Origin of the sequence: Agrobacterium sp. OT33, assembly GCF_017313365.1 — a bacterium.
Taxonomy (GTDB): Bacteria; Pseudomonadota; Alphaproteobacteria; order Rhizobiales; family Rhizobiaceae; genus Agrobacterium; species Agrobacterium rhizogenes_A.
Genome location: NZ_JAFLMZ010000004.1, coordinates 356375 through 380679 on the forward strand (window position 1 = coordinate 356375; position 24305 = coordinate 380679).

26 protein-coding genes and 1 tRNA gene are annotated in these 24305 nt (G+C 60.3%); 11 read left to right on the top strand and 16 right to left on the bottom strand.

All coding sequences use genetic code 11. From position 1 onward, the window contains the following. Positions 1 to 64 precede the first annotated feature (64 nt). Together cysP and JZX88_RS12100 are read right to left on the bottom strand one after the other, a co-directional pair. Positions 65 to 1051, bottom strand: a complete 987-nt coding sequence (gene cysP / locus JZX88_RS12095) for a thiosulfate ABC transporter substrate-binding protein CysP (protein ID WP_206913736.1) — start codon at positions 1049 to 1051, stop codon at positions 65 to 67. 169 nt (positions 1052 to 1220) lie between these two features. Next, on the bottom strand, positions 1221 to 2291 hold the full coding sequence (locus JZX88_RS12100; protein ID WP_161991667.1) for an enoyl-CoA hydratase/isomerase family protein: 1071 nt from the start codon (positions 2289 to 2291) through the stop codon (positions 1221 to 1223). Positions 2292 to 2573: 282 nt separating this feature from the next. On the opposite strand from JZX88_RS12100, the gene JZX88_RS12105 reads away from it, so the two are divergent. Next, complete coding sequence (locus tag JZX88_RS12105) at positions 2574 to 2834, top strand: DUF2934 domain-containing protein (protein WP_181423947.1); 261 nt, start codon at positions 2574 to 2576, stop codon at positions 2832 to 2834. 69 nt (positions 2835 to 2903) lie between these two features. On the opposite strand, the gene JZX88_RS12110 is transcribed toward JZX88_RS12105, so the two are convergent. Further along, positions 2904 to 3728, bottom strand: a complete 825-nt coding sequence (locus JZX88_RS12110) for an SH3 domain-containing protein (protein ID WP_206913737.1) — start codon at positions 3726 to 3728, stop codon at positions 2904 to 2906. A gap of 257 nt (positions 3729 to 3985) precedes the next feature. Between JZX88_RS12110 and ubiG the strand changes: the two genes are divergently transcribed. Continuing rightward, positions 3986 to 4732, top strand: a complete 747-nt coding sequence (gene ubiG / locus JZX88_RS12115) for a bifunctional 2-polyprenyl-6-hydroxyphenol methylase/3-demethylubiquinol 3-O-methyltransferase UbiG (RefSeq protein WP_065118057.1) — start codon at positions 3986 to 3988, stop codon at positions 4730 to 4732. 8 nt (positions 4733 to 4740) lie between these two features. On the opposite strand, the gene JZX88_RS12120 is transcribed toward ubiG, so the two are convergent. From JZX88_RS12120 to JZX88_RS12140, 5 genes are read right to left on the bottom strand one after another with little or no spacing between them, the layout of a single operon-like run. Next, the gene (locus JZX88_RS12120) at positions 4741 to 5310 is read right to left on the bottom strand and encodes a DUF3291 domain-containing protein (RefSeq protein WP_206913738.1); all 570 of its coding nucleotides are present in this window, start codon (positions 5308 to 5310) and stop codon (positions 4741 to 4743) included. An 8-nt stretch (positions 5311 to 5318) separates the two neighbouring features. Further along, entirely contained in the window at positions 5319 to 5747 is a 429-nt protein-coding gene (locus JZX88_RS12125) for a DUF1178 family protein (protein WP_046801875.1), read from the bottom strand. Then, positions 5744 to 6604: a carbon-nitrogen hydrolase family protein gene (locus tag JZX88_RS12130; RefSeq protein WP_206913739.1), complete on the bottom strand. Its 861-nt coding sequence runs from the start codon at positions 6602 to 6604 to the stop codon at positions 5744 to 5746. Before JZX88_RS12130 ends, JZX88_RS12125 begins: the two co-directional genes overlap by 4 nt. A 24-nt stretch (positions 6605 to 6628) precedes the next feature. Continuing rightward, positions 6629 to 6883, bottom strand: a complete 255-nt coding sequence (gene grxC / locus JZX88_RS12135) for a glutaredoxin 3 (RefSeq protein WP_065118130.1) — start codon at positions 6881 to 6883, stop codon at positions 6629 to 6631. A 60-nt stretch (positions 6884 to 6943) separates the two neighbouring features. Then, the gene (locus JZX88_RS12140; protein WP_206913740.1) at positions 6944 to 7735 is read right to left on the bottom strand and encodes a ComF family protein; all 792 of its coding nucleotides are present in this window, start codon (positions 7733 to 7735) and stop codon (positions 6944 to 6946) included. A gap of 143 nt (positions 7736 to 7878) precedes the next feature. Between JZX88_RS12140 and JZX88_RS12145 the strand changes: the two genes are divergently transcribed. Then, the gene (locus tag JZX88_RS12145) at positions 7879 to 8760 is read left to right on the top strand and encodes a methyltransferase domain-containing protein (RefSeq protein WP_174031424.1); all 882 of its coding nucleotides are present in this window, start codon (positions 7879 to 7881) and stop codon (positions 8758 to 8760) included. Positions 8761 to 8778: 18 nt separating this feature from the next. On the opposite strand, the gene JZX88_RS12150 is transcribed toward JZX88_RS12145, so the two are convergent. The 6 genes from JZX88_RS12150 to JZX88_RS12175 form a co-directional block, all read right to left on the bottom strand. Then, positions 8779 to 8949 carry a Flp family type IVb pilin gene (locus JZX88_RS12150; protein ID WP_142856064.1) on the bottom strand — a complete coding sequence of 57 codons (171 nt, stop codon included), beginning with the start codon at positions 8947 to 8949 and terminating at the stop codon, positions 8779 to 8781. Positions 8950 to 9048: 99 nt separating this feature from the next. Further along, positions 9049 to 9363, bottom strand: a complete 315-nt coding sequence (locus JZX88_RS12155) for a hypothetical protein (RefSeq protein WP_065118051.1) — start codon at positions 9361 to 9363, stop codon at positions 9049 to 9051. 332 nt (positions 9364 to 9695) lie between these two features. Then, positions 9696 to 10109 carry an 8-oxo-dGTP diphosphatase MutT gene (gene mutT, locus JZX88_RS12160; RefSeq protein WP_065118050.1) on the bottom strand — a complete coding sequence of 138 codons (414 nt, stop codon included), beginning with the start codon at positions 10107 to 10109 and terminating at the stop codon, positions 9696 to 9698. Continuing rightward, positions 10106 to 10882, bottom strand: a complete 777-nt coding sequence (locus JZX88_RS12165) for an N-acetyltransferase (protein WP_065118049.1) — start codon at positions 10880 to 10882, stop codon at positions 10106 to 10108. Before JZX88_RS12165 ends, mutT begins: the two co-directional genes overlap by 4 nt. An 18-nt stretch (positions 10883 to 10900) precedes the next feature. Further along, the gene (argJ, locus tag JZX88_RS12170; protein WP_206913741.1) at positions 10901 to 12142 is read right to left on the bottom strand and encodes a bifunctional glutamate N-acetyltransferase/amino-acid acetyltransferase ArgJ; all 1242 of its coding nucleotides are present in this window, start codon (positions 12140 to 12142) and stop codon (positions 10901 to 10903) included. 89 nt (positions 12143 to 12231) lie between these two features. Then, positions 12232 to 13098: a peptidylprolyl isomerase gene (locus JZX88_RS12175; RefSeq protein ID WP_206913742.1), complete on the bottom strand. Its 867-nt coding sequence runs from the start codon at positions 13096 to 13098 to the stop codon at positions 12232 to 12234. 243 nt (positions 13099 to 13341) lie between these two features. Between JZX88_RS12175 and secA the strand changes: the two genes are divergently transcribed. The 5 genes from secA to JZX88_RS12200 all read left to right on the top strand — a co-directional run bounded on the left by secA (position 13342) and on the right by JZX88_RS12200 (position 21217). Continuing rightward, positions 13342 to 16050 carry a preprotein translocase subunit SecA gene (gene secA / locus JZX88_RS12180; RefSeq protein ID WP_065118128.1) on the top strand — a complete coding sequence of 903 codons (2709 nt, stop codon included), beginning with the start codon at positions 13342 to 13344 and terminating at the stop codon, positions 16048 to 16050. 236 nt (positions 16051 to 16286) lie between these two features. Next, the gene (locus tag JZX88_RS12185) at positions 16287 to 17180 is read left to right on the top strand and encodes a DMT family transporter (protein ID WP_065118127.1); all 894 of its coding nucleotides are present in this window, start codon (positions 16287 to 16289) and stop codon (positions 17178 to 17180) included. 81 nt (positions 17181 to 17261) lie between these two features. Continuing rightward, the gene (locus tag JZX88_RS12190; RefSeq protein WP_206913743.1) at positions 17262 to 18464 is read left to right on the top strand and encodes an acyltransferase family protein; all 1203 of its coding nucleotides are present in this window, start codon (positions 17262 to 17264) and stop codon (positions 18462 to 18464) included. A 57-nt stretch (positions 18465 to 18521) separates the two neighbouring features. Continuing rightward, complete coding sequence (uppV, locus tag JZX88_RS12195) at positions 18522 to 19937, top strand: Wzx-type polysaccharide biosynthesis protein UppV (protein ID WP_206913744.1); 1416 nt, start codon at positions 18522 to 18524, stop codon at positions 19935 to 19937. An 8-nt stretch (positions 19938 to 19945) separates the two neighbouring features. Then, positions 19946 to 21217, top strand: a complete 1272-nt coding sequence (locus tag JZX88_RS12200; protein WP_065118046.1) for a GNAT family N-acetyltransferase — start codon at positions 19946 to 19948, stop codon at positions 21215 to 21217. A gap of 51 nt (positions 21218 to 21268) precedes the next feature. Here the strand turns inward: JZX88_RS12200 and uppQ are convergent, their stop codons facing one another. Continuing rightward, positions 21269 to 21910 carry a polysaccharide biosynthesis GNAT family N-acetyltransferase UppQ gene (uppQ, locus tag JZX88_RS12205; protein WP_206913745.1) on the bottom strand — a complete coding sequence of 214 codons (642 nt, stop codon included), beginning with the start codon at positions 21908 to 21910 and terminating at the stop codon, positions 21269 to 21271. Positions 21911 to 22097: 187 nt separating this feature from the next. Then, entirely contained in the window at positions 22098 to 22802 is a 705-nt protein-coding gene (locus JZX88_RS12210) for a glutathione S-transferase family protein (protein WP_206913746.1), read from the bottom strand. 101 nt (positions 22803 to 22903) lie between these two features. Between JZX88_RS12210 and JZX88_RS12215 the strand changes: the two genes are divergently transcribed. From JZX88_RS12215 to JZX88_RS12225, 3 genes are all read left to right on the top strand, one after another. Next, on the top strand, positions 22904 to 23260 hold the full coding sequence (locus tag JZX88_RS12215) for a helix-turn-helix domain-containing protein (RefSeq protein ID WP_206913747.1): 357 nt from the start codon (positions 22904 to 22906) through the stop codon (positions 23258 to 23260). 152 nt (positions 23261 to 23412) lie between these two features. After that, positions 23413 to 23497, top strand: a tRNA-Leu gene (locus JZX88_RS12220). 265 nt (positions 23498 to 23762) lie between these two features. Continuing rightward, complete coding sequence (locus tag JZX88_RS12225; RefSeq protein ID WP_065118042.1) at positions 23763 to 24278, top strand: disulfide bond formation protein B; 516 nt, start codon at positions 23763 to 23765, stop codon at positions 24276 to 24278. Positions 24279 to 24305: the final 27 nt, after the last annotated feature.

A 24305-nucleotide genomic window follows, 5' to 3' on the forward strand; every position in this document is an offset into this window, starting at 1 on the left:
AATTCATCATAAAGCGACCCGGCAGTTTCCCGCCGGGTCTTCTAACCGTTCTTTATTGCTGTGATTAACGGCTGCCGTAAAGCGTATCAAGCGTGGCGCCGGATGCAAACTGCTCTTTCTGGATTTTGTCCCAGCCGCCGAACACATCATTGACGTTGACGAGGCGAATGGCCGGGAACTTGTCCTTGAACTCGCCGACGACCTTTTCATTGTGGACGCGGTGACCGAATTCGGCGGCGATGCGCTGACCCTCTTCGGTATAGAGGAAGTCGAGATAGCTCTTGGCCAGATCGCGCGAGCCGCGCTTGTCGACCACCTTGTCCACCACGGCCACCGGGAACTCGGCCAGCAGGCTGACGGAGGGCACGACGCCTTCCACCTTGTCTGCGCCATATTGCTTGGCAATGCCACGCGTCTCGGCTTCGAAGGTGATCAGCACGTCGCCGATCTCGCGTTCCACGAAGGTGGTGGTGGCGGCGCGGCCTCCGGTATCGAACACCGGCGTGTTGTCGAAGATCTTCTTGACGAATTCCTGAACCTTCGCCTCATCGCCGTTGAACTTCTCCTTGGCGTAGGCCGTGGCGGCGAGATAGGTGTAGCGGGCGTTACCCGAAGTCTTCGGATTGGGGAAAACCACCTTCACGTCATCGCGGGCAAGATCGTCCCAGTCCTTGATACCCTTGGGGTTGCCGGTGCGCACGAGGAAGGACGGGAAGGAATAGAACGGCGAGGCATCGTTCGGAAAATCCTTCTGCCAGTCGGCGGAAACGAAACCCTGCTTCACCAGAAAATCGACATCGGTGACCTGGTTGAAGGTGACCACATCGGCTTCCAGACCCTCAACAATGGCGCGCGCCTGCTTGGAGGTGCCGGCATGTGACTGGTCGACGGTCACACCGGGGTGCTGCTTGATGAACGCCTCGTTCTCGGCCGCGAAAACTTCACGGGCGACATCGTAGGATGCATTGAGAATGGTGGTCGGAGACTGCGCCTGCGCCGCACCCGCAAAAAGGGCGGCAATGGCAGTACCGATAATGAGAAGACGCTTCATGAATACCCCCGGCAAATCGAATGGTGCCCAACATAGCGGGCGGCGGCCATAGCGACGAGAAACAGTCGTGCTTTGCGGAGGCGTCGATTGGAAATTTCACCCAAAGAATCAAACTTCCAAAGGCGATGATTTCATATAGGGCGCGAAGCCGGATTTCTTTTGCGTCATCTTAAAGACGATGCTCTGGAAACAGATTGCCGGAATGCTCGGCAAAATAGGGCGCAAGGTCCTCCTCGCGCACCTCTTCCAGCCGCGCCGGCCGCCAGCGGGGATTACGGTCCTTGTCGACCAAAGCCGCACGCACGCCTTCGTAAAAATCATGCTGGCGCAATATCTCGGTGCCGGCGGCAAACTCTCTTTCAAGGCATTCGATCAGGCTCGCGCTTTCCCGGCCAAGGCGCAAGAGTTTCAGGGTCAGCTTCAGGCTGGTGGGAGAGCGCCTGTTCAGGACCTCAAGGGTATCTTTCGAAAACACATCGTCCCGCGCCGAAAGTGCGGCGAAGATTTCCTCGACCGTGTCAAATCGGAATGTCGCGTCGATGACATCCCGGTTTGCGGCCAGAACGCCCTTACCGGCCTCCTTGGCATGAGCCGCGATCGCCGCCTCGACCGCTTCGGTATCCGCAGCCTGAGACAAATCCCGCACCAGCGCATCGAGCCGGTCGGACCCGATGTAATAATCGGCAAAACCGGCATGGATGGCATCGGCGGCGGTAACGGTGTTGCCCGTCAGCCCCAGCCAGGTGCCGCATTCACCCGGCGCCCCCGGCAGCAGCCAGGAGCCGCCGACATCCGGGAAATAGCCGATGCCCGTTTCCGGCATGGCGAGCCTTGTCCGCTCGGTCACGATGCGGTGGCTGCCATGGGCGGAAATGCCGACACCGCCGCCCATAACGATACCATCCATCAATGCCACATAGGGTTTGCCAAAACGGGCGATGCGATAATTGAGCGGAAATTCCTCCCGCCAGAATTCCAGCACCTGCGGATCGCCCGCTTTGCCGAGATCGTGGATGATGCGGACGTCACCGCCGGCGCAAAGCCCTCTTTCACCCTCCCCCGTCAGCACCACACAGGAAATATCGGGATCGTCCTCGAAACGCTGGAGCGTCTGAAACAGGGCACGCACCATCGGCAGTGTCAGGCTGTTGATGGCTTTGGGACGGTTGAGGCGGATGATGCCGGCCGCTCCGGCCTTCTCGACAATGACCTGCGCCTCCGCTTCCATTTTCTGTTCCAAGTGTCTCTCCTCCACTGCCGTTTACCCGCCCATCTTGGCGGCGTTGGCGTCATCACGCAACGTTGATGTTGCCGTGTGGGAACGCCTTGCGTCCAAACCGCCTTTACCGGCACAAAATGCCGGAAATCCCCTTTCGCAATGCAGCATGTTTGCTTGACGCCCGGAAGATCATGGCATGTAATGGGTCTTGGAAATGCCGGCATTGATTCCTGTCGAGCGTGTGCCGGACCAAGCGGAATGTCGCCTTCTCAAAGGCGCTGTAAACAGCAACGGGAGACGAGCATGCAGGTTTCGGAACACGAATGGATCAGTAAACGGGCCTATACTCTCTGGGAAAAGGAAGGCCATCCCCACGGCCGCGATGCGGAACACTGGGAACAGGCAAAACATGAATTTTCGCTGCTGAAGACATCGGAAGCGACGAAACCTGCGCAGCGCAAGAAAGCAGCTCCCAAGGCCGTTGCCGCTGAAGCCGCCACACCGGATGCGGAAGCGCCGGCGAAACCCAAAGCCCGCGCTCGCAAGGCTGCCGCTGCGAAATAAAGGCTCCCACATAGTCATCTGAAGCAGCAAATGAAAAAGCCCGACGAAATCTCGCCGGGCTTTGTCTGTTTAGCGTGCGTCGCAGCCCGGATCGCCGATCCGGCAGCCACCCCGGAGATTTTCCGAAGCAGGCGCGCGGCGTGGATCATCCCACTGGCGACGCTCCGGAGGGAGCCGGCCCCCATTCTCGTTTGGTTGACGGTCGCGGTTGCGGTCCCGGTTATCGTCTTCGGCGCGGGGGCGATTGTCCTCACGGCGCGGTCTGTCGCCCTGATTTCTGTCACCCTGATTACGATCGCCCTGGTTCCAGTCGCCATAACGGCGCTCCCAGCGGCCATCATTCGGTCCGCCGCCCTGGCGCGGATCACGTGCTTCATCGCGGCGACCGTCGCGCCAGTCGTCCCGGCGGCCATCACGCCACTCGTCGCGTGGACGCGGACGATCCCAGTCTGCGCGCGGCGGCGGCGGTGCGGCATTCCAGTAACCGCCGGACGGGCGACGCCAGCGATCACGCTCGCGGTAAAAATCGCGGTCGCGATAATAACGGTCCCAGTACCGGCCGGCTTCGAAGGTGATGATCGGCACGCCGAGATCGCGGTAGTAGCGCGGCTCGACATAGACCCGGTTCTGTCGGTAGGTGGTTTCGATATAGCGCCCGGCGACCCAGCCGCGACCGGCCACAAAGGACACGTCGCACCAGGGCGTATCGGACAGGCAGCCATGCACCGTGAGCGGTGCGCCATTGGGGATCACGACAACGGCCGGATAGGCCGTGCTCGGGCCGGAGCGCATATTCACATTCGCGGTGGCGAAACCGCGCGTCGCAGCTTCGGCAAGAGCCGGCGCGGCGAGCATGGCCACCAGCGCAATTGCGCCAAACAGTTTTTTCTTCACTTCTTTCTCCTCAAGCAAAGGCCCGCTTTGCCCTTGTCGGCATCCATCGCTTTCGATGGACGAGTATGCATTCCGCATACTGCCACGATCGGAAAATACGCGTTCCTCGATGAACGCAGCATGAAACAGATGAGGCGCCATATCAGTTCCACCTGCGGCAATGCGCACCTGACAATTTGCCTGCGGAACCGGCCCTCGGTCTTGACTTCGGGGGGCAATCATCCGACTTCAATGCAACAGCAATATGGAGCAGAACCATGAGCGAGACCGCACAGACGACCGTCGACCAGAGCGAAGTGGATCGCTTCTCCGCGATGGCTGCGGAATGGTGGAGCCCGACAGGCAAGTTCCGCCCGCTGCACAAGTTCAATCCCGTGCGGCTCGAATATATCCGCAACCGCGTCTGCGAAAATTTCGGCCGTGACCCGAAAGCACATCGCCCGCTGGAAGGGCTGCGCGTGCTGGATATCGGCTGCGGTGGCGGCCTTCTTTCCGAACCCGTGGCACGCATGGGCGCCACCGTGGTGGGCGCCGATCCCTCGGAAAAGAACATCGGCATCGCCTCCACCCATGCGCGCGAAAGCGGGGTCAATGTCGACTACCGCGCCGTGACCGCCGAACAATTGCAGGAAGCGGGCGAAACCTTCGACGTCATCCTCAACATGGAGGTGGTGGAACATGTGGCCAATGTCGATTTCTTCGTCACCACCTGCGCGAAAATGGTGCGCCCCGGCGGGCTGATGTTCGCCGCCACCATCAACCGCACGCTGAAGGCTCGGGCGCTGGCCATCTTCGCCGCCGAAAACGTGCTGCGCTGGCTGCCGCGTGGCACCCATCAGTATGAGAAACTGGTCCGCCCGGAAGAGCTTGAGCGGCCGATGGTGGCAAGCGGCATGGATATCATCCACCGCACCGGCGTCTTCTACAACGTGCTGCAGGATCGCTGGAATCTCTCGCCGGATATGGACGTCAATTACATGATGCTGGCGAAACGCCCGGCATAAGTCGGCATTCAGACTGGAATAGCCTGCACCGCCGACAACAGCTCCCTTTGCCCGGCAGCATTTCTTGCGGCGATCTTCCAGACTTCGGCCCGGTCGATTTCAATCGGAGTTCCGTTCGCCGCGAAAGGCTGCTTGAAATTGAACGCCTGTGGCGACGGGCCATGGTCGTGCAGATGTTCGAACCTTCTGACGGCATCTGTCCAGAGAGGATTATCCGCCGCATCCACCCACCATAGAACGAGCGGCGGCCATTTCTGTGGAGTATTCCAGTTGCGTCCGTGCTTCAGGGCCTCGGCATGCACGCCGGAGTAGGAATACGCCATCAGCGATTCGAGATCGCGCCAGAGCGAAAAGGACGAAACACCGCTTGTCGCGCCGTTTTCCTTCAGGAAACGTGGGAAGACCTGCACGCCCCAGCTTGCGGGTCCGGGTTCGCCTTCGTAACCGGACCGGCCGATGAAACCTTCCGAGCGTTCGGCGGCCATGAAATTCAAAGGTTCGCGCCGGGCAAATCCGGCAACGGCGGGATCATCATAGGCGGCAATCTGTATTCCGAAATTATAGATCGCTACCCGCATTGGCAAACTCAGTTTATGTCGTCAGGCAATGACGGCAGCGGTGCGATTTCGATACCCTCGTCCAGCAGGGCCTTGGCTTCCTGCACGGAGGCATTGCCGATGATGCCGCGCTCGTCCGCCTCGCCATAATGGATCTTGCGGGCCTCTTCAGGGAATTTATCCCCGACATCCTCGGCATTGGCGCGGATATTGGCGACGGCCTCGCGGATTTTCGCAATCGCTTCCTTTTTCGCCGTGTCCATGGCGAGCGTCTGGCGTTCGTCCTTCTTGCGGGCGGTGGACACCGAAGGCGCCATCAGAAGTTTGGAGACCTGCACGGAATTGCAGACCGGGCAGGACAGGAAGCCACGCTGCAACTGATTGTCGAAATCGTCGCTACCGGCAAACCAGCCTTCGAACTCATGGCCCTTTTCGCAGGCCAGCGCATAACGGATCACGCCGCCTCACCTCCGGCAGGTTTCAGGGGAACAACCGTATCCAGCCCGAATTCTCGGGCATTGCGCAGATTGGGAATTTTTCCGCGCGCGGCCGCAACCAGCGACGTATCGATCTCGGCGAAAATGATCTCTTCCCCGGTACCTCCGGCAATGGCCAGTACCCTGCCCCAGGGGTCGATGATGATGGAATGGCCGAAAGTCTCGCGCCCGTCCTCATGCACCCCGCCCTGTGCGGCGGCGATGACAAAAGCGCCATTCTCAATGGCGCGGGCGCGCAGCAGGATTTCCCAATGGGCCTCCCCCGTCTGGCGGGTGAAAGCGGCGGGCACCGTCAGAACTTCGGCACCGGCCAACGCTTCCGCCCGGAAAAGCTGCGGGAAACGGACGTCATAGCAGATGGCGAAGCCGAATTTCGCCAAGGGAAGTTCGGCGATACGCGCCACTTCGCCGGGCTCATAGGCAGCGCTTTCGCGCCAGCTTTCGCCATTGTCGAGATCGACATCGAACATATGAATCTTGTCATAGCTGCAGATGCGCGAGCCATCCGGCGCGAAGAGAAAGCCGCGATTGGCGATCTTGCCGTCGGGGCGGGCAATGGCCGTGGAGCCGACATGGACATGGATGCCGAGTTCGCGGGCAAGACGGGCAGCGGTTGCAACGATGATGTCGCCATCGTCGTCGCGCAGCTGGGCACGAAGCGCCTGCCTGTCCTTCTGGATGGCGCCCGTCATTTCCGGGGTCTGCACATAAACAGCCCCCTCTGCCGCAGCGGTGCGCACCAGCCGTTCCATATTGGCGGCGTTTCTCACCGGGTCGACCCCGGAACGCATCTGGATGGCGGCAGCCTTGAAACTCATCACATCCTCCGTCGATCGGCCCGGTCAGGCAGCCAGCATGGCGTCCAGTTTGCCGGCGCGCTCCAGCGCATGCAGATCGTCACAACCGCCGACATGCTGGCCGTTGATGAAGATTTGCGGGAAGGTCGTTCCGCCGGACTTCTCGATCATTTCCTGCCGGTATTCCGGCGTCGTGGTGGAATTATATTCGGCATAATCCACACCCTTGCTGTCCAGCAGCGCCTTGGCGCGCGCGCAATAACCACAAAAATCCCGCGTATAGATCGCTACCGGTGCCATGTTGTTCAAAACCTCGCAAACGTGCGACCAGACGCACGGTTTCCTCATGTCATTCAGGCTTCATATAGGCCCGGAAACGGCCATTGCAAAGGTCAAAACTGTCACATCCGCGGCACCCGCCTTGCGCAGGGCGCGGCTTGCCGCACCCACCGTCGCACCGGTGGTGTAGACGTCGTCCACCAGCACCACGCGCTTGCCATGAACATCGGCCTCCCGACCGGGCGCGAGGGAGAAAGCACCCCGCACATTGTCCTGCCGGGCAGGCGCGGAGAGCCCCACCTGCCGTTCGGTCGGCTTCACGCGCAGCAGCGTGCCGGCGAGCAGCGGTTTGCCTGCGGCTCTCGCCAGATGCCGCGCCAGCTCGGCGGACTGATTGAACCGGCGGCGCAGGAAGCGGCGGCGATGCAGGGGAACCGGCACGATGCAATCGCAGGCGTCGACCGTTCCGTCACTTGCCCGCAACATCCATAACGCTATCAAGCCGGCGAGATCGGTGCGGTCCTGATATTTCAGCCGGTGTACCAGCTTGCGGGCAGTGCCCTCATGGCAGGCGACGGCGCGCAGGCGGTCAAACGGCGGCGGATCGGCAATGGCCCTGGCGCTTACCGCTCCCTCACCGTGATCCCGCGCGAAGGGAGTGCCAAGAACCTCGCAGAAAGGGCGATCGATAAAGGCCACATCCCGCCAGCAACCGGGGCACAGGGCCCCATCGCCGCCGGTCATGCGATTGCAGCCCGCGCAGGTCGGCGGATAGATGAGACGGAAGAACGAGCGCAACATGTCGCGGCCCGCAGCCGGCATGGCAGCGGATTTCGACAGCAATTCCGAAAACAGATCGTCACCAGCACCCATGAGGTTGACTTTAGCGCCGAACGGGTGCCTTTGCGAGAGCGATACGCTCCGGTTCGACACAGGGCGCGATGCCCGAAGCGGCATGACAGCAACGATACGGCCCCGCCTGTGCCCCAGGTGCCTGAGGCCGAGCAGGCAAGACGATGGATATTCTCTTTGACCAGGCCCTGATCGAACAAAACCGTCACCGGGCATGGAACCGGCGCGACGACAAGGCCCTGTTTCTTCTCGACATGGCGGCCGAAGAGCTGGCTGACAGGCTTGCCATCGTCGAGCGCCGGTTCGAGACAGCGATCGAACTGCACGGTGGAACCGGCGTCACGGCCCGGCGGCTGGCGGAGACGGGCAAAGTCGACGGCATTCGCCGTATTGAAACGGAAAGCTGTTTTGCAACTGATGGCAATATTCCCGAGGCGGCCTCCATGGAGCATCTGCCGCTGGAGGAAGCCTCCGCCAATCTTGTCGTTTCGCCGCTTGCCCTGCATCTGACCAATGACACGCCCGGTGCGCTGATCCAGATCCGGCGGGCATTGAAGCCGGACGGCCTTTTCCTCGGCGCCATCCCCGGCAGCGGCACCCTGCAGGAATTGCGCGACGTTTTGCTGACCGCCGAGGCGGAACTGACGGGCGGTGCAAGCCCGCGTGTCATTCCCTTCGCCGATGTGCGCGATGTCGGCGCGCTTTTGCAACGGGCCGGTTTCGCACTGCCCGTCACCGATGCCGAGACCTATACGGTGCGTTACGATTCGATCTTTCCGCTGATGCGCGACCTGCGCGCCATGGGCATGGCCAATCCCTTGGCAAGCCGAAGCCGAAAGCCGCTCAACCGCGGCTTTTTCCTGCGGGCAGCGGAGCTTTACGCCGAGCGTTATTCCGATCCCGATGGCCGGATAAGAGCGACGTTTTCCATCATCTATGTCTCGGGTTGGGCGCCACATGAGAGCCAACAGAAACCGCTGAAACCCGGCTCCGCCAAGATGCGCCTTGCGGATGCGCTGAAGACAACCGAGGTGAAACTGTCCTGAACAGCCGGCCGAACGGGCTTAAAAATTGGCGAAAGTATCGGCGATGAACTGGAACACGGCATTGATATTGCTGCTGATGGCGCTTGCGCCACCAATAAGTCCGACGGAAATAACGCCGACGATCAGGCCATATTCAATTGCGCTGGCACCGTCTTCATTCCTGCAGAAATTAATAAAAGAATACAGCACAGGATATGCCCAATCCGCCAGCCGGCATTATGCTTTATTGAAACCGACTGTATCTTAGGCAGCCAATCTAAGGAATCGGTTACCGATGATGGTAAACGATCAGCAACCGCTCTCGTTGTTATAACCGGTCACGACACAGGGCATTTCCGGCATCGGCTGGGTAATGCTGCGGCGGATGGAATAGGTCTTGCCCATGTCGGTCTTCTTGATCGAACCGGTGCTGATCATGTCATAATTGTCGGGAAACTGCGCCACGCGCGTGGATGATTTTCCGGCAAGCATGGGGGTCACGATCAGGGAAAGCGCGATAACGGCCGTACCGAAAAGCAGCGCGACATTGAGAACGCCGGTGCGACGGGATTTATCGGAATAAGAGTGACGACCTTCCACCGTCTTCCAGAAATCCTCGTTCATGACCAACCTCGTCTCGCGCAGTTTACCGCTTCTTTAGCTTAACAATCTGCCAGAGGGTGCTGAACGATCTCTTAACATAGCCCCGTTTTGGCACGGCAAAGCGGATACTGCAGGGCATTTTCACGAAGCTGTGACGGAAGAAGACCGGGAAAGGGCAAGCCACCACCGTCGCCCAGTCAGTGCAGCCGCACTGACACACCCCGAAATCCGCCTTCATCGTGCCTCGGACAGGCCCGGAGACAACGTCAAATGGAAGCGCGATACCCGTGATCAAACAACGGCATCGCCCGACCGGCGGTGCTTGTCGCGTCAATCCCGATGGCCCTGTGGTCCTAAAGCAGATCCTGCAGGAACGGAATCAGCGGCTCATCGGCCGGCGGCATGGGATAATCGCGCAGAGCCTGCGGCTTCACCCATTTCAGAGCCTGTCCTTCCCGCCCATGCGCGATGCCTTCATAACGACGGCACACGTAAAGCGGCATCAGCAGGTGAAAGGTCTCGTAGGTGTGGCTGGCGAAGGTCAGCGGCGCAAGGCAGGCAACCTTGGTCCTGATGCCCAGTTCCTCGTCCAGTTCACGGACAAGGGTCTCTTCCGGCGTTTCACCGTGCTCCACCTTGCCGCCGGGAAATTCCCACAGGCCGGCGAGAGACTTGCCCTCGGGCCGCTGCGCCAGAAGAATGCGGCCATCCTGATCGAGAAGCGCGCAGGCAGCGACCAGCAGAATCTTTTTGCCCGCCTCACTCATTCTTCAGCACCCTTGCGCCAGTAGCGGTAACGATAAGCCTCGGTGAAGCCGAATTTCTCGTAAAGCGCAATCGCACCTGCATTGGTGGTGTCCACCTGCAGCCATGCGCTCTTGGCGCCGCTAATCCTCGCCCAGCGCAGCGCCGATGCCAGAATTTGCGTGCCGAGTCCCCTTTTTCGCTGCGACGCGGCAACGTCAAGCGAGAGAATGCCAGCAAGGTCATTATCCTGCACGCAGATGACGGTCGCGAGCGGATTGCCTTCCACCTCCTCATTGATGAAGAGGCCGAGCGATGGCTTGATGGAGCTGACGATCTCCGCAATTGCCGGACGCAACGCCGGATCGCCATCGCTGACCTTGATGCTCGCCTCGACAAAACGGCCGATATCGTGGCTCGGCAGGCTGACCAGCGTTTCCGGCAGTTCCATGCCGGAAAGATCAGCGGTCATGACCATGACTTCTTCAAACACGGACCAGCCATCTTCCGCCAGGAAGTCCATAAGCTGCGGCGGCATCAGCGTGGTTTCGCGCACCACCAGAGGCCGGCCGAAATCCTCGAAACGCTTGCGCGCCTTTTCCAGCCGCACCGCACAATTTCCGTAATCGGACGGATCGAGCGGCACCACGCAGTTGATGCGTTTGGAAGGATGCGAACCCGTGAGACGGATTTGCCAGCTGCCGTCATAAATTACCGACGAGGCAGGCCATGCCCGGAAGCTGACGGCTTCCAGACGGCGAACCAGCGGCAGATTGACGGCTTTGTTGTCCTGCATTCTCTTCGGCTCCAACGGTCAGCTCCGGTAGTCGCCGTTGATCGCAACATATTCCTTCGTCAGATCACAGGTCCAGACGGTGGCCGTGCCCTGCCCGAGACCGATATCGACCTTCACCGGAATGTCTTCGAGACGCATCACCGCGCTGGTCTCCGCTTCCGAATAATCCGGGTCGCGCTCGCCATTCACGGCCACGCGCACGCCACCGAACCAGATGGCGAGGCGGTCGCGGTCGGCCATCTCACCGGATTTGCCGACAGCCATGACGACGCGGCCCCAATTGGCGTCTTCGCCGGCAACTGCGGTCTTCACCAGCGGCGAATTGGCGATGGAAAGGGCAATCTTCTTGGCGGCGGCATCGTTTTCCGCGCCCGTTACGGTGACTTCCACCATCTTGCGCGCGCCCTCGCCGTCACGAACCACCTGCAGCGCCAGATCCTTCAGGAGATCGTTCAGTGCGGCACGAAAGCCGGCCAGGCGCTCATCATCGGCGCTCGTCACCTTCACCTGACCGTCTTCGGCCGCTGCACCCGTGGCAAACAGCATCAGCGTATCGGAGGTGGAGGTATCGCTGTCGACCGTCACGGAATTAAACGTCGGACCGACACCGGCAGAAAGCAGGGATTGCAGGGCGGCAGGCTCGATATCGGCATCCGTCACCACAAAGGAGAGCATCGTCGCCATATCGGGCGCAATCATGCCGGCGCCCTTGGAGATGCCGTTGATCGTGACGATTACGCCGCCGATCTCGGCGGTGCGGGTCGAAACCTTGGGATAGGTGTCGGTCGTCATGATCGCCTTGGCGGCTTCCTGCCAGAAATCGGCCTCTGCCCTGACGTTCATGTCGCCGAGAACACCGGCAAATTTCGTCGCATCCAGCGGCTCGCCGATCACGCCGGTCGATGCCAGGAAGACCTCGCCTTCGGAGCAGCCGACGGCAGCGGCGGCGGATTTCGCCGTCAACTCGGTCGCGGCCTTGCCCTTGACGCCGGTGAAGGCGTTGGCATTGCCGGAATTGACCACCACGGCACGGGCCACACCGCCGCCGAGATTGGCGCGGCAGAAATCAACCGGGGCGGAAGGGCATTTCGATCTGGTGAAAACACCGGCCACGCTTGCCGGCTTGTCGAACACCATCAGGAGAACGTCCGTGCGGTTCTTGTACTTGATGCCGGCGGCGGCCGTCGCCATGCGAACACCGCGCAGCGCAGGCATGTCGGGATAGGATTTCGGAGCAAGCGGAGAAACGGCAACGGACATGGAAAAGCGCCTGAAATTCTGGAAACGGAGGGTATGAAAGTGCCTGAGATGAAACGGGGCGGCCCATAGCCGCCCCGTAGCATGAATTCTTACTGCTGCGGCTGCTGAGCCTGCTGTTCCTTCGTGGCTTCGTCGTAGCCCTTCTTCAGCGTCTCATCCATGATTTCGATCTTCTGGTCAGCCTTTGCCTTCTCGATGAGGTCAACGTACTTGTCACGCATGACAAGCTGACGAACCTGCGGCTCAACCTGCTCGAAAGCCGGCGGCGGGGCGATGCGCTTGTCTTCCAGCTTGATGACGTGGAAGCCGAACTGGGTCTTTACCGGGGTCTTGGTGTAGGCGCCCTTTTCGAGGCCGAAAGCGGCTTCCTCGAATTCCGGCACCATGCGGCCCTTGCCGAACCAGCCAAGATCACCGCCGTCGTCCTTGTTGGAATCGGTCGATTTTTCCTTGGCGAGTGCGGCGAAATCCTTGCCCGAATCAAGCTGCTTGATGATGTCCTTGGCTTCGTCCTCGCTGGCGACGAGAATATGCGCGGCCTTGATTTCCTCTTCCTGCGGCAGGGCTGCGACTTCCTTGTCGTAGCGGGCCTTTACTTCGTCAGCGGTAACGGCGTCGACCACATGCTTGCGGAAATAGGCGTTGTGCAGCTCGCGGTCCTGGATGAAATCCATGCGCTTCTTGAAATCTTCAGTCTTTTCCAGACCTTCGGCGGTCGCGTTCTTCACCAGAAGCTTGACGTCGATGGCGCCGGAAAGGGCCGCGACCTTCTTCTGCTCGTCAGGCAGCTGCGCGAGCTGCGGGTCGAGGTTGCCCATGGCGAGGTCGAGTTCGGACTGGTGGATTTCCAGATCGCCAACCTTGGCGACAACCTTGTCTTCCTGCGCGAAAGCCGGAAACTGAAGGCCGAGCGTGGCCACAATCACCGCAGCCGCAATTTTATTATAGCGCAACATTTTGAACCTTTCGGGGACAATGCCGGCTCCAGACATGGTTTCCGGCTCTGAAAAAACTTCCAAACACCGGATTGTGGCCATTCTGTAACGGGCAGAACCGTTGACATCATTTGCCCCCCCTCTTATCTGTCACGCAACCTCGCGTCCAGATACGTTGAAGGGCGAAGTCCGTCATTTGTTGCTGAAATCGGCATGACGGAGAAAAGCGCCCGCGAAAACGGAATTTCAGAAAGGGCCAGTAAGATGGTCAGTCTCGGCGGAATAGCCCGCAAGTTGTTCGGTTCGGCAAATGATCGCCGCGTCCGCTCCTATAAAAGCAAGATCGCAGCCATCAATGCGCTGGAAGAGGCCACCAAGGCACTTTCCAACGAAGCGCTGGCGGCCAAGACGGCGGAATTCCGCCAGCAGCTTGCCGATGGCAAGACGCTGGACGACCTGCTGATCCCGGCTTTCGCCGTCGCCCGCGAAGCCTCGCGCCGCGTTCTGCACATGCGCCCCTTCGACGTGCAGCTGACCGGCGGCATGATTCTGCATGGCGGCGCCATCGCCGAAATGAAGACCGGTGAAGGCAAGACGCTGGTGGCGACCCTTGCGGTCTACCTCAACGCGCTGGCCGGCAAGGGCGTGCATGTCGTTACCGTCAACGACTATCTCGCCAAGCGCGACGCGGCCACGATGAGCAGGCTCTATGGCTTCCTCGGCCTGACGACCGGCGTCATCGTCCACGGGCTGGACGACGACCAGCGCCGCGAGGCCTATGCCTGCGACATTACCTACGCGACGAATAACGAACTCGGCTTCGATTATCTGCGCGACAACATGAAATACGACCGCGCCCAGATGGTGCAGCGTGGCCACAACTACGCGATCGTCGACGAAGTCGACTCGATCCTGGTCGACGAGGCACGCACGCCGCTCATCATTTCCGGCCCGCTGGACGACCGTTCCGATCTCTACAACACCATCGATGCCTTCATTCCGCTGCTGACGCCGGAAGATTACGAAATCGATGAAAAGCAGCGCTCGGCCAACTTCTCCGAAGACGGCACCGAGAAGCTCGAGAACCTGCTGCGGCAGGCGGGCCTCTTGAAGGGCGAATCGCTTTATGACGTCGAAAACGTCGCCATCGTCCATCACATCAACAATGCGCTGAAGGCCCACAAGCTCTTCACCCGCGACAAGGACTACATCGTCCGCAACGACGAAATCGTCATCATCGACGAATTCACCGGCCGCATGATGCCGGGCCGCCGTTACTCCGAAGGCCAGCACCAGGCTCTGGAAGCCAAGGAAAAGGTGCAGATCCAGCCGGAAAACCAGACGCTTTCCTCCGTCACCTTCCAGAACTACTTCCGCATGTATACGAAGCTCGCCGGCATGACCGGTACGGCCGCGACGGAAGCGGAAGAATTCGGCAATATCTATGGCCTCGACGTCATCGAAGTGCCGACCAACCTGCCGATCCAGCGTATCGACGAGGACGACGAGGTCTATCGCACCGGCGAAGAGAAATTCCTGGCGATCATCACCGAGATCAAGGCGGCGCATGAGCGTGGCCAGCCGGTTCTGGTCGGCACGACATCGATCGAAAAATCCGAGCTTCTGGCGAATATGCTGCGCCAGTCCGGCTTTACCGACTTCCAGGTTCTGAACGCCCGTTACCACGAGCAGGAAGCCTATATCGTTTCGCAGGCCGGCGTTCCCGGCGCCGTCACCATCGCCACCAACATGGCCGGCCGCGGCACCGACATCCAGCTCGGCGGCAACGTCGACATGCGTCTCGAGCGCGAACTGGAAGGCATGGAGCCGGGTGCCGAACGCGACGCGAAGGAAGAAGCCATTCGCGCTGAAATCAAGGTGCTGAAGGAAAAGGCGCTCGCCGCCGGCGGTCTTTACGTCATCGCCACCGAGCGCCACGAAAGCCGCCGTATCGACAACCAGCTGCGCGGTCGTTCCGGCCGTCAGGGCGACCCCGGCCGCTCGAAATTCTACCTGTCGCTTCAGGATGACCTGATGCGTATCTTCGGTTCCGAGCGCATGGACTCGATGCTGCAGAAGCTCGGCCTGAAGGAAGGCGAAGCCATCGTCCATCCGTGGATCAACAAGGCGCTGGAACGCGCCCAGAAGAAGGTCGAAGCCCGCAACTTCGAAACCCGTAAGAACCTTCTGAAATATGACGACGTGCTGAACGACCAGCGCAAGGTGATCTTCGATCAGCGCCTCGAGCTGATGGAAGCCGACAATATCGGCGAAACCGCAGCCGACATGCGCAATGAAGTCATCGAAACGCTCGTCACCAAGCATGTTCCGGAAAATGCCTATGCCGAACAGTGGGATCTTGCCGGCCTGAAGGCGGGTATCGCCCAGTTCCTGAACCTCGACCTGCCGGTAGAGGAATGGGCAAAGGAAGAAGGCATCGCCGAGGACGACATTCTTCAGCGCGTTACCGAAGCCGCCGACAAATATGCCGCCGAGCGCGCGGAGCGTTTCGGCCCCGAGATCATGACCTATGTGGAACGCTCGGTCATTCTCCAGACGATCGACCATCTGTGGCGCGAACATATCGTCAATCTCGATCACCTTCGTTCCGTCGTCGGTTTCCGTGGTTACGCCCAGCGCGATCCGCTGCAGGAATACAAGGCGGAAGCCTTCGAGCTGTTCCAGGCGCTGCTCGCCAATCTGCGCGAGGCAGTCACCGCCCAGCTGATGCGCGTGGAACTGGTGCAGCAGGAACCGCAGCAGCCGGAACTGCCGGAAATGACCGCCCATCATCTCGATCCCGTCACCGGCGAAGACGAGATGTCACAGGGCATTCCGGCCGCTTTCGTGCCCGCCGAGGAGCGCGATCCGAACAACCCCGCCACCTGGGGCCGTATCGGGCGCAACGAAATGTGCCCCTGTGGCTCCGGCAAGAAATACAAGCACTGCCACGGCGTTTACGAACAGGCGTAAACCCAGACCCGCTTCCGATAATAATCGCCCGTAACCCCGTGTTGCGGGCGATTTTCTTTGCCGCCGCTCATTGCTGTTGACGGGTATCCGCACTTTCCATATGGGAGCCTGATCATCTTCCGGAAGATGCTCAGATGAGCGCATCCGGTTCAGATGGAAGCGTCGGACGCGCTCGCGATTTTGTTCTGCGCATTTCCGGACGTGAAACCCTGCGCCCTTTTACTGGAAATGCTCTCATGGCTCCTCGCGATCTCGCCGCCTATATTTTTCTCGCGCTCGCGTGGGGGATGTCTTTCCTGCTGCTTCTGCACGTCGTCGCCGCCTTCGGCTGGATTGGCGCAGTCACGCTTCGGTCGCTCGTCACCGCCGTCACCCTCTTTCTCATCGCGCGGGCCGCACGCCGCAAGCTTGCATTTTCCGCGCGCTGGCGCAGTTTCGCGGTCGTCGGCGCAACAACCGTCGCCGGTCAGCTGATCGGCCTTTCCTACGGAACACCGCTGGTCGGCACCGCCATGGCCGCCATTCTGGTGGCGACAATCCCGCTTTTTTCCATGCTCATCTCGCAGATATGGGGGCTCGAGCGGCTGACCCGGCAGGGAATTGCCGGCCTCGTCATCGGCTTCGGCGGCATCGTCCTCCTCGTCGGCTTCCCGGCCGTTCCCGTCACACCCGACTTCATCATCGGTTGCGCCGCCTGTGTCGCCGCCTGCATCTGTGCGGCCTATGGCAGCAATTATGCCAGCCGCTACCTCAAAGGCGTCGGGTCCTGGGAAATCACCATCGCTTCCTTTCTGACCGGCGGCCTGATGACCCTGCCGCTTCTTCTGGCCGTACCACTGCCGGGAACGCCCGCCCTCATCGACTACGGATATCTTCTGATACAGGCGGTGGTCATGAGCGGCCTCACCTACATCACCTATTTCCGGCTGGTTTCCACCATCGGCGCGACGAAGACGATCAGCGTGGAATTCGCCGTCACCGTTGTGGCTGTGCTTGTCGGCGCACTTGTGCTGGACGAGCCCCTGTCGCTTCCCCAGCTTTTTGGCGCCGGCGTCATCATTTTCGGCTGCACGCTGGTGCTCGATCTTCTGCCGAAGAAAAAAGCGCCGCCCACGCCATCCGGCGCATGAAGGGTTTATTAGCATTTTCCACTAATAGTCGTGGCGGCTATCGCAGATCACGCGTGATCGCGTTTGCGACGCGAGGGGGAAATGCAGCAGGGAAAATCAGATTACGAGCATTATTGGGACCCGTTGCGGGCTCTTCTCATGCTGCTCGGCATTCCCTATCACGCCTCCCTGCTCTACAGCCACGCCCTGCCGTGGGATATCAAGGATTTTGAAACCAGCCCGATCCTGACGGTACTTGGCGCGGCACTCGCGACCTTCCGCATGCCGGCATTCTTTCTGGTGGCCGGTTATTTTTCCGGCATGGTCATCGGCAAGAAGGGCAAGGCGCCGTGGCTCAGGCAGCGGTTCGTGCGCCTCGGGCTGCCCTTCGTCATAGCCGTGCTGATACTCGGGCCGCTGCAACTTTTCCTGCTGCAGCTGGCCGGCATCGCCAAAGGCGACATCCCCGCCGCCCAGCTCACGCAAAACCTGCCGGGCCTGCTGCGCCCCAGCGAGCAATGGATCATGCATCTGTGGTTCCTGCCGGCCCTCATCGCCTATTCGGTGCTGTTGGCGGGTTTGCTGTTTATCGCCGAACGCCCGCCATTTATATCTGCAAGAGATTGGTTCGGCAGGCTGCTGGCACGCCGTCCGGCCCTGTTTTTCGCCGTGCTGTGCGCCCTGCCCGTTTTGTGGGAACTGGCGGTTTATGCTTCCGGCCTGCTTGCGGGAAAAACCGGAAACGGCGTTTTCCTCCTTTATGAACGCGCCTCCGATCCCTATGCGCGTTACCTGCCGTTCTTTCTCATCGGGGCATTGCTGAACCGCGACCGTGCCCTGTTTCACCGTTTTCGCCAGACAGGCCCTTTCACCGGTGTCGTCGCATTCGGCACTATCGCAACGGCGGTGACGTTGCGGCTGCAAAATCCCTTCACCAATTCGGCCATGCTGGTGCTGGTTTCGGCGATTGCGGCCGTGGCGGCGAGCCGCCTTTTGATCGACATCGCCTGCCGCTATTTCGACAGGCCGAGCCGGCTGGCCGGACGCATGACGGATGCCTCCTTCACCATCTACCTGCTTCATCACCCGCTGATCTACGCCTTCGGCACGCTTTTCATCCTCGTCTCGCTGCCGCCCATCCTCGAGTTCGCCATCATCGTCACCATGACCACCTTTACGGCCTACCTGCTGCACCAGGCGATACGCCGCAGTCCGCTTGCGCTTTTTCTTTTCAACGGCATTCGCAAACCACGGGCGGCAAACGGCATCGGGACAGGCCCCGCCGCCTCCCAAACCCTTCGTTAAGGATAAAGCGCTTACAATCGGCTCGCCTACTCAATTGGAAATGATGGCGTGTGGATCATGGCTATCCTCAACACGGCGGAAAAAGCCTTACCCGCAGGCCTGCGCGCGAAGCTTTCGCCGCTGGGAGCGAAAATCGCCGTCCTCGTCTCGGCGAGGGACGATGTTTCCCGCGCACAGCGCATGGCGCTGGTCGCCTTTGCGGTGCGCATCGTCAGCGCCGGCATCGCCTTTATCTCCCAGATCATCCTCGCCCGCCTGATGGGTGAATTCGAATACGGTCTCTTCGCCTTCGTCTGGGTTCTGGTGATCCTGTTCGGCAACCTGTCCTGTCTCGGTTTCCATACCACCGTCATCCGTTTCTTGCCCGGCTACCGACTTGAGGAGGCCCATGACAAGATCATGGGGCTGACTTCGACGGCGCGCATCTTCGCCATGCTGTCCGCCAGCACGCTGGCGCTGTGCGGTTTTGTCTTCCTGTATTTCTTTGGCGAGCGCATCGCCGCCTATTACCTCATTCCCGTCTCGCTTGCGCTTTTCACCCTGCCAATGGTCGCGCTTGGCGATGTGCTGAACGGCACCGCGCGTGCCAATGGCTGGGCGATCTCGGCCCTCAGCCCCACCTATATCGTCCGCCCGGTGCTGATATTGCTGTTCATGCTGGTTGCGATCCTGCTGGGAGCCGAAAAAACCGCGACGACGGCGATGCTCACCGCCCTTCTCGCCACCTATGTCACCACGCTGTTCCACTTTGCCTTCCTCAACCGGCGGCTTAACCGCAATTTCCGCAGCGTTGCCCGCCGGGTCCATTTCGGTCACTGGATGAAATTCGCCTTTCCGGTTTTCCTGATCGACGGCATCGGTTTTCTGATGACCAATTCCGACGTGGTGATCGTCGGTCTTTATCTGCCGCCGGATCAGGTCGGCATTTATTTCGCAGCGGCAAAAACCATCGTGCTGATGCAATTCGTGTTTTTCTCCGTGCAGGCGGCGGCGGCCCCGCGTCTGGCCGCCCTGATTTCCGCCAATGACAGGCAGGGGCTCGCCGGTTTCGCCAGCCAGGCGGCGCGCTGGGCCTTCTGGCCGTCGCTCGCGGTCGGCAGTGTCGTGCTTCTGGCCGGCCCTTTCCTGCTGTCGTTATTCGGCCCCGGCTTCGTTCAGGGTTACGAGCTGATGTTCTTCCTCTTTGCCGGCTTCCTCGCAAAAGCGCTGATCGGGCCGGGGGAAACGCTGCTGAATATGGCCGGCAAACAAAAATTGTGCGTCGCTCTTTATATTATCATCTTTGGTTGCAACATTGCACTCAACATGGCGCTCATTCCGGTCTATGGTCTGGCGGGGGCTGCGGCAGCGGTCGCAATAGCCATGTGCATAGAAGCTGTGTTATTGCATGTTGCCATTCGCCGCACACTCGGGATCGTCCTTTTTGCCTTCAACGATCCCCGGGCGGGTCAAGACACTGGGAAGGCGGTGTAACGATAAGCATGTCCAGCGATCCAAAGAATCCGGATTTTCAGGACCCGCGCATCGCGGCGCTGATGGCGTCTGCGGAGCGTGATCGTCCCGTTGCGGACAGCAGCCGGCGCGTGGGCCGCGAAGGCCGCGAATTCTGCGTCTATCCCGGTCAGCTGGGTTACGACATGCAGGAGGAACTGGACTTCCTGTCCAACCGCGTCATGGAGGCGAACGTCTTCTTCACCGGCCGGCTGCTTGCGCCGGCCATGCCGCGTATCGACGACAAATCCGTGCGCTTCGCCCTCATCCGCGATGAAAACGGCGCCAGAAGCCGCATGCGCTTTCTCATGCCCTTTACCGTCGAAAAGCCGGGTTTTTCCATCGGGCCTTCCATTCTGCGCGTCTGGGCCAATCCTTTCGGTCCGCTCGGCACACCGCTGGTCGATACCGAGGGTGCCGCCGAAACGCTCGACAATCTTTTCGACGCGCTCTCCGATCGGGACATGCGCCTGCCGAATGTCCTTGTGCTGCCGGATGTGCGGCTGGAAGGGCCTTTTGCCCGCATGTTCAGGGCCATAGCCCTCAGCCGCAACCTACCGCTGACGACCACGGGCAATTATCACCGGCCGATGCTGGAAAGCCTTCTGGACGGCGAGGCGTATCTGCGCAGTTCGCTTGCGCCGCATCATCTGCGCGAAATGCGCCGGCAGTGGCGGCAGCTCGAAAAGCTCGGGCCAGTCTCCTACACCGTGACCCGGCAGCCCAAGGACATACGTTACCGCATGGAGGAGTTCCTGGCGCTGGAGGCCAGCGGCTGGAAAGGCCGCAAGCGCACCGCACTGGTCAATGACCGCTACCGCGCCGCCTTCGCCCGCGAAGCGATCACCAATCTGGCCGAGGCGGATGCCGTGCGTATCCACACCATCGATCTCAACGGCAGCGCGATCGCATCCATGATCGTCTTCATGACGGCCGGCGAGGCCTATACGTGGAAAACAGCCTTTGACGAAACCTATGCGCAGTTTTCACCCGGCAAGTTGCTGGTGCAGAAACTGACCGACTGGCATCTCGACGACGCCAATATTCTGCGCAGCGACAGCTGTGCGGTGCCCGACCACCCGATCATGAGCCGCTTCTGGCGGGAACGGCAGGAAATGGGCACGTTGGTCGTCGGGCTGACACAGAACAGCGACCGTGACGTGCGGCAGGTTTCCACGCAGGTGGATATGTACCGCAACACCCGCAATCTCGCCCGCAGCCTGCGGCAGAAAATCCTGTCCTTCGGACGCAAGGGCAATTGATCCGAAGGACGCCAGGACGCCCTTCGGATGACTGTCATGGCCAGTCCGGCGTCAGCGTGAAGCCGTCCTGATCATCTTGCACAATTGCGTCAGTGCCGCATCATATCCGCCGCTCAGAATATCGGCGCAACGGCGGACGAGCCTGATCTGCTCGGTGCGCGACATGTCGTTATAGGCCTGAATGGCGTTGCGCATGGCCCCGGGCGACATCGTGCCCGGATTGCCGGGATTGGACGGGCTTCCCGGGCCTCCCGGATTTCCAGGAGTGCCGGTCGAGCCCGAACCGCCGATACCGACGCCGACACCAAGGCCTACGCCGCTCGAACCGCCCACATTGGCCCCGACATTGGCGTTGATCCCGCTGGAACCGCCAACCGAGGCATTAACGCCGGCGCTGACGCCGCTTGAGCCGCCGACGGATGTATTGACATCCGCATTGACGCCATTGCTGCCACCAACGGACGCGTTGACATCCGCACCCAATCCGCCACCGCTTCTACCGCCAACGTCGGCACTTGCATTAACGCCACTGCTGCCGCCAACGGAGGCATCGACACCGAGCCCGCCGCTGCCATTACCACCCACACTGGCATTGACCCCGTTTTCGCCGCCGATCCCGATATCCAGCGCATGTGCGTTGATCGGCAGAACCAGGCAGGCAGACAATAATAAATTGCGAGAAAGCGCCCTCATAATTTCCTCCCTATGAGTTTTGGCTTTTCCCGCCCCGCGTGGAGACCCACACGCGCATTGTAATTTCAATTAGCAATTGCGTACACACTAATTTATTAGAGATATCTAAAATTATCAAAATAGTTCAACCGAAAGTGTATTATTGCGGGACAGGCGCGGGTGACTGAGCCACCCACGCCTCCTCATCCTAGCCGCCGAAACGGTCGATAACCGTCGCGAGATCAACGTGGCCCTCGCAGGCGCCGTTGCCTTGAACCTGTTCACCACGCTCCAGAGCCATCGCGTAAACAATGGCAGGGTCAGCCTCGAGACGCTTGCGCAGGGCGGCAAGTCTGGGCCACCGGCTGGCGTCAGCCACATCATGAATATCCAGCCACCGGGCGACACCGGCCAGAATTCCGTCCGCAAAGCTCGGTCGATCGCCGATCGCGAACCGTGTATCGCCAAGCATTTCCTCAAGTCGATCGTGCCGGTTGATGACCGCAGCCATGCCGAACTCCCGAAGAGCCGATTGCAGCGGAGGGTTCGGAGGAGCCATCTCCAGAGCAACCCACAAAGGGGCGAATGCGCCGGTGAAGCCGGTGTTTATGAACGCCATGAACTGGTGCATGAGGTCGGCTTCACGCGACTGGGGATCGAAGCTGATGCGCCGGGCGGTGTCACGCGCCTCCAGCCAGGCAACGATCGCCATCGTCTCGGTCAAAACCTCACCCCTGTCCGTGACGAGGACCGGGGTTTCGACCCGCCGGTTGATCCGGGTGTAAGATTGCTCCCGCATCTCGCCGAGCATATCCACCCGGCAAAGCCTGTATGGTTTGCCAAGCCATTCGAGCGCTGCGACAAGCCCCACCGAGCTTCCCGCCGGGAAGCCATAAAGTAAAATCGGTTCCATAGTTCATACTCTCAGTTTTCGAGGATGCTGCGCAGCGGGTTGAACTTATCGCCAGACGGCGCCAAGTAAATTACGAACCTTTTTGTAACCACGAGACGCCGATGAAAGACCTTGTATCCCGCTGCCCGATCGAGGAGGTCATGCAGGTGCTGAGTGGCCGCTGGCCGACGCTCCTGCTCTATTATCTGAAGGATGGCACAAAGCGCTTCAGCGATTTGCGCAGGGACAATCCCGCCATCTCGCACAAGATGCTTGCTCTGGAGTTGCGCAAACTGGAAGACGCCGGCATCGTTCACCGGACAGAGTTTCAGGGCTACCCGTTGCGGGTGGAATATGACCTGACGCCTGCCGGCAGCAGTCTCGTCCCCCTGATCGATGCACTCGGCGACTGGTGGGAAATGACCGGCTCCATGCCCGAAGATGACAGCAGGCTCGCCCTCGCCTCACCGCACGGCTAAGCACGGCAGGATCACCGATGTCCCAGCAAACGGCCATGGTGATTTCGCCCGGTCAGGCGCGCAGACATTGCCGTCCCACAAGCCAAATTTCGAGCTTTTGGGGTTGCACGCATGGTCTTGCACGTGATAGACGCCGTGGCATTACCACCGTTGCCCCAATGGCGGAATTGGTAGACGCGCCGCACTCAAAATGCGGTTCCGAAAGGAGTGCTGGTTCGATCCCGGCTTGGGGTACCATTTCCAAAACCACATCGACCTTCCTCGTGTCATCCGAGGCTTTCCAGAGCGCCGCTGGTGTCAGGCATAGCCGCGCGCAACCTCACGAAAGCTTGCGCATCCGCTTCCATTTCTTACCAGGCTTTCATTTGCCAGATGCAAAGGACTGGATTAGACGAATCCCGTAACATCCACTGACACCGGCGACTTAATTTCGCCATCACGCCCGCCTTTTTGAAAGCCCGTTCGGGATATCTGCTTCTTCGCGAAGTTTGGGGAAATCTACATGGCCAATGCGACCACTGCCGATAACAGCCGCACGCTCGCCGCTCTTGCGGTAACGGCGGGAATGATCCTCACCGTCGGCTCCGCCCTCGGTTTCCAGCATATTGGCGGTTACACGCCCTGCGCCCTGTGCCTTTTGCAGCGCGATCCCTATTATTACGCCATTCCGCTGGGCATATTGGCCATTGCGACCAGCATCTTCAAACTGCCGGTTCAGATCACACGGCTGCTTCTTGCCCTCATTGGCGTTGCGATGCTGATCGGCGCCGGGCTCGGCGTCTATCACGCCGGCGTGGAATGGGGATTCTGGGAAGGTCCGATCACCTGCGCCACCGGCGCGCCTTCCATCACCACCAATGCCGGCGATCTCCTGGGCAATCTCAATGCCATCAAGGCACCGTCCTGCAATGACGCCGCCCTTCGGGTGCTTGGCCTTTCCTTCGCAGGCTGGAACGTCATCGCAAGCATTGCACTTGCGGCCATCGCCTTTTTTGGCGCGAGCCGTAAAAGCCGGTAAGCGGAAAACCACGTTGCAGTCCTGAAT

What these genes read in the sequence shown, in the direction of transcription:
- cysP (WP_206913736.1), bottom strand. Translation starts at nt 1,051, where the DNA reads ATGAAGCGTCTTCTCATTATCGGTACTGCCATTGCCGCCCTTTTTGCG.
- JZX88_RS12105 (WP_181423947.1), top strand. Translation starts at nt 2,574, where the DNA reads ATGCAGGTTTCGGAACACGAATGGATCAGTAAACGGGCCTATACTCTC.
- ubiG (WP_065118057.1), top strand. Translation starts at nt 3,986, where the DNA reads ATGAGCGAGACCGCACAGACGACCGTCGACCAGAGCGAAGTGGATCGC.
- JZX88_RS12120 (WP_206913738.1), bottom strand. Translation starts at nt 5,310, where the DNA reads ATGCGGGTAGCGATCTATAATTTCGGAATACAGATTGCCGCCTATGAT.
- JZX88_RS12130 (WP_206913739.1), bottom strand. Translation starts at nt 6,604, where the DNA reads ATGAGTTTCAAGGCTGCCGCCATCCAGATGCGTTCCGGGGTCGACCCG.
- grxC (WP_065118130.1), bottom strand. Translation starts at nt 6,883, where the DNA reads ATGGCACCGGTAGCGATCTATACGCGGGATTTTTGTGGTTATTGCGCG.
- JZX88_RS12140 (WP_206913740.1), bottom strand. Translation starts at nt 7,735, where the DNA reads ATGGGTGCTGGTGACGATCTGTTTTCGGAATTGCTGTCGAAATCCGCT.
- JZX88_RS12145 (WP_174031424.1), top strand. Translation starts at nt 7,879, where the DNA reads ATGGATATTCTCTTTGACCAGGCCCTGATCGAACAAAACCGTCACCGG.
- JZX88_RS12155 (WP_065118051.1), bottom strand. Translation starts at nt 9,363, where the DNA reads ATGAACGAGGATTTCTGGAAGACGGTGGAAGGTCGTCACTCTTATTCC.
- mutT (WP_065118050.1), bottom strand. Translation starts at nt 10,109, where the DNA reads ATGAGTGAGGCGGGCAAAAAGATTCTGCTGGTCGCTGCCTGCGCGCTT.
- JZX88_RS12165 (WP_065118049.1), bottom strand. Translation starts at nt 10,882, where the DNA reads ATGCAGGACAACAAAGCCGTCAATCTGCCGCTGGTTCGCCGTCTGGAA.
- argJ (WP_206913741.1), bottom strand. Translation starts at nt 12,142, where the DNA reads ATGTCCGTTGCCGTTTCTCCGCTTGCTCCGAAATCCTATCCCGACATG.
- JZX88_RS12175 (WP_206913742.1), bottom strand. Translation starts at nt 13,098, where the DNA reads ATGTTGCGCTATAATAAAATTGCGGCTGCGGTGATTGTGGCCACGCTC.
- secA (WP_065118128.1), top strand. Translation starts at nt 13,342, where the DNA reads ATGGTCAGTCTCGGCGGAATAGCCCGCAAGTTGTTCGGTTCGGCAAAT.
- JZX88_RS12185 (WP_065118127.1), top strand. Translation starts at nt 16,287, where the DNA reads ATGGCTCCTCGCGATCTCGCCGCCTATATTTTTCTCGCGCTCGCGTGG.
- JZX88_RS12190 (WP_206913743.1), top strand. Translation starts at nt 17,262, where the DNA reads ATGCAGCAGGGAAAATCAGATTACGAGCATTATTGGGACCCGTTGCGG.
- uppV (WP_206913744.1), top strand. Translation starts at nt 18,522, where the DNA reads ATGGCTATCCTCAACACGGCGGAAAAAGCCTTACCCGCAGGCCTGCGC.
- JZX88_RS12200 (WP_065118046.1), top strand. Translation starts at nt 19,946, where the DNA reads ATGTCCAGCGATCCAAAGAATCCGGATTTTCAGGACCCGCGCATCGCG.
- uppQ (WP_206913745.1), bottom strand. Translation starts at nt 21,910, where the DNA reads ATGAGGGCGCTTTCTCGCAATTTATTATTGTCTGCCTGCCTGGTTCTG.
- JZX88_RS12210 (WP_206913746.1), bottom strand. Translation starts at nt 22,802, where the DNA reads ATGGAACCGATTTTACTTTATGGCTTCCCGGCGGGAAGCTCGGTGGGG.
- JZX88_RS12215 (WP_206913747.1), top strand. Translation starts at nt 22,904, where the DNA reads ATGAAAGACCTTGTATCCCGCTGCCCGATCGAGGAGGTCATGCAGGTG.
- JZX88_RS12225 (WP_065118042.1), top strand. Translation starts at nt 23,763, where the DNA reads ATGGCCAATGCGACCACTGCCGATAACAGCCGCACGCTCGCCGCTCTT.